The 10,945-nt window shown below is 36.5% G+C and carries 7 protein-coding genes; 4 read left to right on the top strand and 3 right to left on the bottom strand.

The window, feature by feature from the left end:
• From ABIQ28_RS13435 to secA, 3 genes are all read left to right on the top strand, one after another.
• The coding region (locus ABIQ28_RS13435; protein WP_348038156.1) for an ATP:cob(I)alamin adenosyltransferase at positions 1 to 270 on the top strand (270 nt) is incomplete at its 5' end.
• A 159-nt stretch (positions 271 to 429) separates the two neighbouring features.
• Positions 430 to 651 (top strand): DUF2795 domain-containing protein, encoded by a 222-nt coding sequence (locus ABIQ28_RS13430; RefSeq protein WP_010177336.1) that lies wholly within the window; start codon positions 430 to 432, stop codon positions 649 to 651.
• Between the two features lie 175 nt (positions 652 to 826).
• Positions 827 to 4,180: a preprotein translocase subunit SecA gene (secA, locus tag ABIQ28_RS13425; protein ID WP_348038153.1), complete on the top strand. Its 3,354-nt coding sequence runs from the start codon at positions 827 to 829 to the stop codon at positions 4,178 to 4,180.
• 142 nt (positions 4,181 to 4,322) lie between these two features.
• On the opposite strand, the gene ABIQ28_RS13420 is transcribed toward secA, so the two are convergent.
• From ABIQ28_RS13420 to ABIQ28_RS13410, 3 genes are all read right to left on the bottom strand, one after another.
• On the bottom strand, positions 4,323 to 4,664 hold the full coding sequence (locus ABIQ28_RS13420; RefSeq protein ID WP_348038151.1) for a helix-turn-helix transcriptional regulator: 342 nt from the start codon (positions 4,662 to 4,664) through the stop codon (positions 4,323 to 4,325).
• A gap of 4 nt (positions 4,665 to 4,668) precedes the next feature.
• Entirely contained in the window at positions 4,669 to 5,007 is a 339-nt protein-coding gene (locus ABIQ28_RS13415) for a type II toxin-antitoxin system RelE/ParE family toxin (RefSeq protein WP_348038149.1), read from the bottom strand.
• A gap of 274 nt (positions 5,008 to 5,281) precedes the next feature.
• Positions 5,282 to 6,472 carry an SH3 domain-containing C40 family peptidase gene (locus ABIQ28_RS13410; protein WP_348038147.1) on the bottom strand — a complete coding sequence of 397 codons (1,191 nt, stop codon included), beginning with the start codon at positions 6,470 to 6,472 and terminating at the stop codon, positions 5,282 to 5,284.
• A gap of 299 nt (positions 6,473 to 6,771) precedes the next feature.
• On the opposite strand from ABIQ28_RS13410, the gene ABIQ28_RS13405 reads away from it, so the two are divergent.
• Entirely contained in the window at positions 6,772 to 10,713 is a 3,942-nt protein-coding gene (locus ABIQ28_RS13405; RefSeq protein WP_348038145.1) for an AsmA-like C-terminal region-containing protein, read from the top strand.
• Positions 10,714 to 10,945: the final 232 nt, after the last annotated feature.

Raw genomic sequence — 10,945 nt, 5'->3', positions numbered from 1 at the left:
AACGAAATGGACCTGATGAATGAATCCTTGCCAGAAATGACACACTTCGTGTTACCCGGCGGACATCAAACTGTGTCATTCTGTCACATAGCACGTTGTGTGTGCCGTCGGGCCGAGCGTTTGGCTTCTGCACTCAATGATTTAGAGCCTTTCTATCCTGAGACATTGATGTATTTAAACCGATTATCGGATTACCTATTTGTGTTGGCACGAAAGTTGTCTCATGACCTACACGCTGACGAAATTCAATGGATTCCTCAAAAAGAATAGCAAGGTTATTTGGCAGTTATATTTTTTTTGATTATATACTAGGAATCAAGAAATTATGTAATAATTACACGTTCTTTTTATTAATTATGAAATAATTCATTTTTTACTTGATTTAATGAACAAAAAATTTATTTTTGCAAAAATTTAAATGAATAACAAATGTATTGGACACTAGAACTAGCATCGTATTTAAGTGATGCACCTTGGCCAGCCACCAAAGACGAATTGATAGATTACGCTATCCGTACTGGTGCACCTTTAGAAGTGGTTGAAAATTTGCAAGCTATTGAAGACGAAGGCGATTCTTACGATTCAATAGAAGAAATTTGGTCAGATTACCCAACCGATGAAGATTACCTCTGGAATGAGGATGAATATTAGATAAATCTAAAGAATAGTTAAAAAGTCTCCTCAAGAGACTTTTTTTGTGCGCTATTTTTTAATAAACCTAGCACAAACCGTATATTTGTGAGCCTTAAACGGTAAACACAGCATACAAACGACATATTTATATTAATGCACACTGAGCTTGTCGAAGTGTAAATAAGAACACCTTATGAGTTTTTTAGATTCAGTATTAAAGGTATTTGTTGGCGATAAATCCAAACAGGATGTCAAAGCCATCACTCCTATTGTAGAAAAAGTTAAAAGCTTCGGAAAAGCTATGGAAGCCTTATCGCATGACGAATTAAGGGCAAAGACCGATTTTTTCAAAGCGAAGATTGCCGAAGCACGACAACCTTTTAATGAGACTATTGAAAAACTTCAAAAAGAAGCAGAAACCACAGAAGACATTGATGAACGTGAGGATATTTATCTTAAAATAGACAGTATTAAAGATGATATCTATAAAGTTACAGAAGAGGTTCTAAACGATATTTTACCAGAAGCCTTCGCAGTTGTTAAAGAAACCGCAACACGTTTTGTAAACAATTCTTCGATCGCAGTAACCGCAAGTGCTTTTGACCGTGCAGTTTCTGGAAGAAAGGATTATGTGACCTTAGAGGATGACGTAGCCATTTGGGCAAACTCTTGGGATGCCGCCGGAAAACCAATTACTTGGGACATGATTCACTATGACGTGCAGCTTATTGGTGGTGTGGCACTTCATCAAGGTAAAATTGCCGAGATGCAAACTGGAGAAGGTAAAACCCTTGTGGCGTCACTTCCAATGTACCTCAACGCCCTCGCCGGAAAAGGCGTGCACTTAGTTACGGTCAACGATTACTTGGCCAAACGTGATAGCGCGTGGATGGCCCCTATATTTGAATTTCACGGCATGAGCGTGGATTGTATTGATTACCATCAACCAAATTCCGCAGCACGTAAAAAAGCATACAACGCCGATATTACTTACGGAACGAACAACGAATTTGGATTCGATTATTTGCGTGATAATATGGCACATTCGCCTGACGATTTAGTACAACGTCCGCACCATTACGCAATTGTGGATGAGGTGGATTCCGTTTTAGTGGATGACGCTCGTACGCCATTGATTATTTCTGGGCCAATTCCGCAAGGCGAACGTCATGAATTTAATGAACTAAAACCGAAAGTTGATGCTATTGCAGCCGTTCAACGTCAATATTTGACTGGCGTTTTGGTGGAAGCCAAAAAACTGATTGCTGAAGGCAATATGAAAGATGGTGGTTTTAAATTATTACAAGTTTACCGAGGGATTCCTAAAAACAAAGCCTTGATCAAGTTCTTAAGTGAAGACGGGATCAAGCAACTCCTTCAGAAAACTGAAAATCACTACATGCAGGATAATAACCGTGAGATGCCAAAAATCGACGCGGATCTGTACTACGTGATTGACGAAAAAAATAATCAGGTTGAATTATCCGATAAAGGTGTTGATTTCCTTTCTGGTAACGATGATCCGAATTTCTTCGTGATGCCAGAAATCGGAATGGAGATTTCAAAAATTGAATCTCAAAACCTTTCTAAAGAAAAAGAAGCGGAAGCTAAAGAAGAATTATTCAGGGATTTCGGTATCAAATCCGAACGTATCCACACCTTGAACCAATTATTAAAAGCTTACGCCCTATTTGAAAAAGACATTCAATATGTGGTCATTGACAATAAAGTCATGATTGTTGATGAGCAAACAGGTCGTATCATGGATGGACGTCGCTATAGCGATGGTTTGCACCAAGCGATTGAAGCCAAAGAAAACGTAAAAATTGAAGCTGCTACCCAAACTTTTGCAACGGTAACGCTTCAAAATTACTTCAGAATGTACCGCAAATTAGCGGGGATGACAGGTACTGCTGTTACTGAAGCTGGAGAGTTCTGGGAAATCTACAAATTGGATGTGATTGAAATTCCAACCAACAGACCTATTGTTCGTGATGACCGTGAGGATTTGGTTTACAAAACCAAGCGCGAAAAGTACAACGCCGTTATTGATGAAGTCACTAAATTATCGGAATCAGGTCGTCCAGTTTTAATTGGAACAACCTCTGTTGAAATCAGTGAGTTATTAGGTAAGATGTTAACCTTACGTAAAGTGCCTCATAATGTATTGAACGCGAAACTCCATAAAAAAGAAGCAGATATTGTTGCTGAAGCTGGAAAACCAGGACAAGTAACCATTGCTACCAACATGGCGGGTCGTGGTACGGATATAAAGTTAATAGATGAGATTAAAAAAGCAGGCGGTTTGGCCATTGTAGGTACAGAACGCCATGATTCGCGTCGTGTTGACCGACAGTTGCGTGGTCGTGCCGGACGTCAGGGAGATCCAGGAAGTTCACAGTTTTATGTGTCTTTAGAAGATAATTTAATGCGATTGTTCGGAAGTGAGCGTATTGCAAAAATGATGGATAGAATGGGCTTACAGGAAGGCGAAGTCATTCAGCATTCTATGATTTCAAAATCCATTGAGCGTGCACAGAAAAAAGTTGAAGAAAATAACTTTGGTGTCCGTAAGCGTTTATTGGAATATGATGATGTCATGAATGCCCAACGTGAAGTTATCTACAAACGTCGTCACAATGCGTTGCATGGCGAACGTTTACGCGTCGACATTGCGAATATGATTTATGATACTTCAGAAAACATTTCGCAAACCAACAAAGCTTCAAACGACTTTAAGAACTTTGAATTTGAACTGATTCGTTATTTCTCCATGAGCTCGCCGATTACAGAGGCAGAATTCGGCAAAATGTCAGATCAGGAAATTGCTGGAAAAATATACAAAGCAGCTTTCAGCCATTATAAAGAAAAAATGCAGCGTAATGCCGATATGGCTTTCCCTGTGATCAAAAACGTTTACGAAACACAGCGTGATAAATTCAAGCGTATTGTGGTGCCGTTTACTGATGGCGTTAAGAATTTACAAGTCGTTACCGATCTTGAAAAAGCTTATGAAACCCATGGTAAACAGTTGATCAATGATTTTGAAAAGAACATTACCTTGGCCATTGTTGATGATGCTTGGAAAACGCATTTACGCAAAATGGACGAATTGAAACAATCAGTTCAGTTGGCAGTCCATGAGCAAAAAGATCCGTTGTTGATCTACAAGTTTGAGGCGTTTGAATTGTTTAAGGTGATGATTGACCAAGTGAATAAAGATGTGATCTCCTTTTTATTTAAAGGTGAATTGCCATCAGAATCCACGGATGCCATTCAGGAAGCACGTCAAGTACGTTCTAAAGAAAAACTAGAAACCAACAAGGAAGAAATCCCGAATTTGGACGAGCGCTCTAATCAAAGCAGGGCTGCAGGCAATACACAACGTCAAGAAGTGGTAGAAACCATTGTACGCGACAAACCAAAAATTGGTCGTAATGAGCAAGTTACCATCAAACATGTATTGAGTGGTGAAAACAAATCTTTAAAATACAAACAAGCAGAGCCTTTATTAGCTAAAGGGGATTGGGTGTTGACTGAAGAATAACAAATTCCTGCGGAGGCAGGAATCTCGTTAATAAAAAATCCTGATATCATAAGATGTCAGGATTTTTTTGCGTTTTAAGACCTTCAAACGATTAGTCTACATCTTTAGTTCTATTGTTAAATTTGAACAAGCAAATATTCCGCTATTGCGTTGACACAACTGTGAATTCCGCTTCATTTATTTCCACACTAAACTTAACATTTGCTTTTAATGCTCCAAAAACTTTTAAAATAGTTTCTATCGTAACATTTTTTGTATTTCGCTCCAATTTTGAAATTTGTGATTTCTGTACGCCGATTAATTCGCCAAGCTGCTCCTGTGTGAGTTTGCGTTCTTTTCGGACGGATTTTATCATATCTCCCAAAACTTCCAGTCGGAGGTCAAATTCATATTTATCACGTTCCTTAGTTCCAATTTTACCAATGTCTTGGTCCTTCATTTGATCAAGCGTCATCATTTTCATTTTTCTGTTTTTTGCATCCATAACATTACTCTTTTTGGTCAAAATATTCTGCTCTAATTTTTATTGCTTTTTCAATATCAGCTTTAGGGATTTTATCCGTTTTCTTAACGATTCCGTGAGTAGAAAGGACGAGTGTTTCAACTTTATCACTTTTGTCCCAAAATGCGAGAAGTCTGAATTGAAGTTTGTTGTATTTTGTTCGGAATTCCCAAATGTCTCCGCTTAACTTTTTGAACAATTTAGGATCATTTTCCAATTTCGATTTGTCTAAATTATAATAGATCTTCTGTTTGGTTTTAGAGTCTAAACTGGCCATAAAGTCGATTGCTTGATCGAGGAAGACAATTTCAAATTTTGGTTTCATTCAGTTCATTTGTTCGTTTTAAATAACAAATATACACCTAAAAGTTGAACTATATGGAAACTTTTGACGCGTTTTTTGCTAAAGGCAATTAGGGTGATAATGCAAAAAAGACCTCACAGGTTTTTAAAACCTGTGAGGTCTCTTGAATAAAAAAAATCCTGATAACATAAGATGTCAGGATTTTTTGGTTTTGTGATTTCTCTAATCTAAAATTGATAGATACAAAAGAAAGTGACTACATCGTAATGTCACGATAAGCAATCTCGTCATCTAACTATAAAAGTGGTGTGCTTTTTAAATTGATCAAACCCTCTTTAGGCCCGTTCAATGGTCTTTTGGTACGTAGATAGCGATTGACATTATACGCGTCATAATTTGGCGCATCCTTATCAACACTATTTATTTTAACGCGGCCGGCAGAGTGAATAAATTCATTATTACCAATCCACATGCCTACATGCACTACTCGTTCTTTAGTTGAGTCCGTTGCTTTAGTCCCAAAAAACAATAAATCTCCAGGAAGAAGATCTTTAAAATTCTTAGTATCATCAATTTGCTCTCCCGTGTGTATTTGCTGTGAAGCGTCTCTCGGCAAAACAATTCCATTTAAGAAATAGATAGTTTTAGTAAAACCGCTACAATCCACACCTTTTGGCGACGTTCCGCCCCATAAATAAGGCAAGCCCATCAAACTCTTTGAAGTGGCTACCAAATTTTCTTCCGATGGATCAGCTTGTGATATCCACGAGTCATAAAGCTCAGCTTCATTTTTATTGATAAATGCAATCCTTTGATCAGGATAAGAAACTTTGTAAAAACCTTTCTCCTCGCCTAGAATCTGTAAAATCCCCCCTGCCACAATATCAGAAACTACTTGTGATGCTGTATTAGGTTCAGAATAACTGCTCCCGCTGATGTTCGTATAAATCAATTTAGGCTCCTTTTTCCATTGCTCAAGTTCGGCTTCGGTAATCGGTTCAACGCCACCATTGTCAACCCACGATAAATAATGATCTGGGGTTTGGATTAATAACCAACTTCCATCGTTTTTCAAAATTTTTACCGGAGTTCCTAAAGTAGCCTGAGTAGCCAATTCAGCCGAATGTTTTGGCTGACTTCTCAAATTGGCCACGGATATGGTTACCAAGCCTCTTGTTTTATCGGCCAATTTGGCTGCTGGCAAAAGCTGAATACTATCTACATATTCAATTTTAGCATTTTCAAGATTACTTTTCAAAGTCGCCACCGCATCTGGCAAATTGCTTTCGCCTTTTAAAATGTATGCGTTACCGCTTTTTTCTGCATTGACATCAAAGAGAGCAACTCTTTTATCTGGAGCATATTGGGTTTTAACAACTTCTATTTCATCGGTCAAATACTCCTTGTTTTCAACTTTGTCTGTGCAACTAAGCACGCCTCCAAGAAGTAAAAGGGAAAAACCTAATTTTGCTATTTTCTGTGCCATTTCTATTTTGTTTTTAAAAACAGCAAAATATAAAATTATACCATTCTTTTATAGATTCTTAACATACTTTTTAAACAGATGCTGTTGTTTATGAAGTTTACTTTCTAAAAACACAACAATACACCAAGAACTGCTACATAATTAGGTCTTCAAAATGGGTTTGTAATGACCGAAAGATTTTTAAGGACTCGTCTTTATTTCATGTTAACTTTTAATTGGCACAGAACCGTCAATCAAGTATTTGGAGTCATAATATTTTCATTCCAAATTTTCTCCTTATTTTTCAATAAACTTTCAACTTGAAAACCCAGAATGTCAAGGTCAAAGCATCTAAAAGCCGAAAATGGCTTAAAAGGACTCTTGTGACCTTAGCCATTATTATTTTTCTCCCCATCACTCTTTTTACCATTGGCTGGCTTAATAGAGACCGTATCCTTAATATGTTGCAGGAGCGTTACAGCGAGAACGGCACAGGCACTTTGACCATAGGAAAAGTAAACGCTAGTTTTTTAAGCGGATTTCCAAACGTTGGTTTTACTTTAAAAGACATCCATCACACCAATAGCGATACTATTACAGATCAATTTTCGACACTTCAAATAGAAGAAACCAAATTAGTTATTGGCGCTGGAAAACTTTTGCGTGGCGATTTTGCATTTAAAAGAATTGCTATCAAAAACGCCGTATTTTCTTCTGAAGTAATTTCAAAAAGAACCTTGGCCTATCATGAGCAATTAAAATTAGATCGGCCAAAGCGCAAAGGATTTCAATTTCCGGAATGGCTCAATAGGGAAGGTGCGTCTTTAACACTGGATAATGTAAAATACATTATGAAAGATCAAGTTTTAAACAAGAACCTCAACCTTCACATTCACAGCATCAGAAGCAACTTTAAAGGTAATGATCAACAAATAAATGGTACAACCAAACTAGATATAACGGTTAACAACTTAGGATTTAACACTCAAAACGGTAGTTTTTTTAATGGTGCACATGTTACGGGAAATTCAAAATTCAATTTCGACATAGATAATAACCAAATAGACATTCCTGTTTTCCCTCTCCAGATTGATCATCAAACATTTCAGCTCCATGCCACTTTTGACTTATCTGAAATCAGCGCCTATGTGTTCAATTTAGAAAATTCACAAACTGATTTTAAAGCTGTTAAAGGTTTACTTACGAATAATCTATCAGATAAACTGAAAAATTATGACATTCAAAAGCCTTTTAAAACCAGTGCTAAAATTGCAGGTAATTTTGCCTATGGCAACGATCCGGATATTACGGCTACATTCTCCACCACCAATAATGACGTTGTCATTGCGAATAAATTTCATTTTAAGAACACGTCTTTTAGCGGCAATTTTACTACTGATATTTATGAGACGGATAGCTTGAGAATTTTAAAGAAGTCAACCAAAGACTTTAAACTTTATTTTGACAGCCTAAATGCCATCTTAGATGACATAAAGGTTGACTTCCGTGATTCTTATTTTCAAAGCACGCCTGAAGCCTTAAATTTCATAAATGCAAATCTGCGTTTAAATGGCAGCAATGCCACTTTAGCTTCCATTATTGACACGGATAATTTTGATTTTAAAGGTGGGAAATTTAATTTGAACACCCATATTGAGGGCGATATTCCAAATCCGTATCAGTTTTTAAATAAAGCAACTGGCGAATTTAATTTAAACGATACCCACGTCGTCCTAAAGAAAAACGGGCTTCAGCTGCCGATACAGTACATCGCCGTGTCTTTACAAAAAGAAAACGCCTTGTTAAGGGAACTAGTCATCAAATTATTAAATGGAGAAGATTTAATATTTACGGGAAGCCTAAAAAACATCTCCGGACTGCTTTCCAAAACTCCAACCCTTCCAACCACAAGCCAAATCTCAATACATTCTAAAAACCTAAACATTAATGATCTGCTTGTTATGGCGAAAGAATTTGTGCCAAAATCCAATGAAAAAATTGACGATCGCAAAGATTTACACGAAACACTTGAAGCTATTTACAGCCAATTTCATCCGCAGTTTAGTATCGATATCGCTGAGTTAAAATACAATAACGTCAGTATAAATGATCTAAAATCGAATATTGAGCTCATCGATTCTGAAACCATTTTGCTGCGTAATTTCAACTTCAAATATGATGAGGCCATCACACATCTGAAGGGCAAAGTTAGAGTACATGGCCCACAAAGCAACTTAAATGATGCCATCTATTTGAATGCTGAAGCGACTTCCAGTGGTCCAATAAAGGTTTTTAAAGACTTATTCAACATCACACTTTTCAGAATAGATTCAGGCGACTATAAATTCAATGGACAAATAAAAGGCAATATCAAGCAGTTTAATGAACTTTTGAACAGCGCTCAAGGCGATTTAAATTTGAACCATATAAATCTCTATTATGAGCCGGCAGAGATGGAGATTGCTATTGATTCTTTATCTCTAATCATTGATAATTCAGAAATTCTTCTCAAGCAATTTAATTTGAAAATCGACGAACTTCATCATATTATGCTCGATGGAAACATAAAACAATTTCCTAATATCTTATTGGATGAGATTCAAGATCCTGGATCTGTGTTTTTAAAAATTACCGCCTCTTTTATGGATGGTGATGAATTATTGGCTACCGTTAATTCGTTTAAAAACGAAGAGAAACCTAAAGCCAAAAAAAGCAAAAAGGCACTGCATACCATATTTAAAGACATCAATAGATTTAATCCGGAAATTGAACTGGACATCGATTCTCTAAAATATAAAGTTTTGATTACTGAGAATATAAAGGCTCAAATCTATTTTGAAAATGATTCCATTCTGAAATTGAATTATTTGGATTTACATTACAAAGAAACCGTAGCCAATATCTACGGCGAAATTAATGCACATTCAAGTCAAACAGAACTTCTAAAAAACAATCCGTTTGACCTCGATTTTTATGTCAAGGTCAAAGGGAAATCCGAAGATTTAAATGACTATTTAAAAACCACAAATTTTGTATTTAAGTCGGGCGATTTTGAGTTCTTTGGAAATTACAAAGCCCAATCCAAAGATTTGAAGTTATTAAACTCTGAGGGATTTGGCGATTTAAAAATCGGCGGCACTATGGTGCATTATAAAGCGGCCAACCTTCAAATTCCTATGGATAGTTTACATATCGAAATAAATAATGATTTAGCGACGCTAAAAACATTGGATATCAAATTGCCTGGAAAAAGTAAAGTCTATTTTTCGGGAGCCATTGATCATTTTTCTGAATTTATAAATAATGGAAATGACCTCAACAATCACAGGTCCAATTTTTCCGTCTATGCACCTTATATCGACACTTTCAACATTAAGGAGTTTTTAGAGCAATCGACAATTGGAGATCCGGACAACAAGTCTTTTGACCTTAATAAGTGGAAAGAATCCATGAGAAAGATCAACAAGTCATTTTATCCAAATGTTGTCATCCAAATAGACACCTTAAAACATGAGCGATTGATAATTACTGGTTTTGAATCCGCGCTTTTATTTGATAAGAATGGAGATTTCAAAATTGATGATACGCAGCTTGACTATTATGGTGGCTCCATAAAAATGGATGTTTCTGTGGGAATAGCCACTGAAAACAAAACGCCTGTTGTCATTGACATGATTGTCAATAACATGGATCTGCACGAGATTCTGATCAGCTTCGATTATTTTAATAATGACGATTTAAGAGCAGCAGACAGCATTCAAGGAAATTTAAATTTCCAGATAAAGGGATATGGAAGTTTAGATAATGAAGGAAAACTAAAGGTGAATTCCTTGAACGGAATTCTACAACTGGAACTGAAAAACTTCGCACTTTACAATTACAAACCCCTCATGGAAAATGTTCCGTTGATGAAAGCCGAACGCTTTAAAAATCTACAATTCAGACCCATCGTTCAAACTTTTGAAATTAGAAATGGCAACATCAGCATTCCCCAAACAGAAATCCAATCGTCAGCCATTCATCTGTTTGCTGAAGGTAATTTGAAGCTTGATGAATATATGAATATCTGGTTATCTGTACCTTGGCAAAACCTTAAAAGAAATGATGGTTTGTCGCTACCCGAAAAAAAAGCATATAAAGACGCGGGGGCAAAATTCTTTGTCCAATTTCTTCAAGATAAAAACAATAAAAATGTTAGAAAACAAAAGCTCAAAGTCAAAATCAAATTAGGAAATCGAAAACTGAGAAAGATGCAGAACTAACAAGACCTGTCAGGTTTTCCTCCTACGCTAAAGCTTCGGCGGACAAGTTAACACCTGAAAGGTCTGATTTCACAAAAAATAAGTGATTATTATAAGCCATTGTTGGTGTTTTCCACCAACAACTCACGTTCTAACAATTCAGAAATCTTTTTTATTTCACTCTCTTAAAATCCAGATCTTGATAATCATAACTAAAGTCAGTCAATGGCGAAATCGGACTCATTTTAAATCC

This window comes from Gelidibacter sp. (genome assembly GCF_039916245.1).
Classification (GTDB): domain Bacteria; phylum Bacteroidota; class Bacteroidia; order Flavobacteriales; family Flavobacteriaceae; genus Gelidibacter.
The sequence above is the reverse complement of the archived record's forward strand: the minus strand, read 5'-3'. Positions and strand labels throughout refer to the sequence as shown.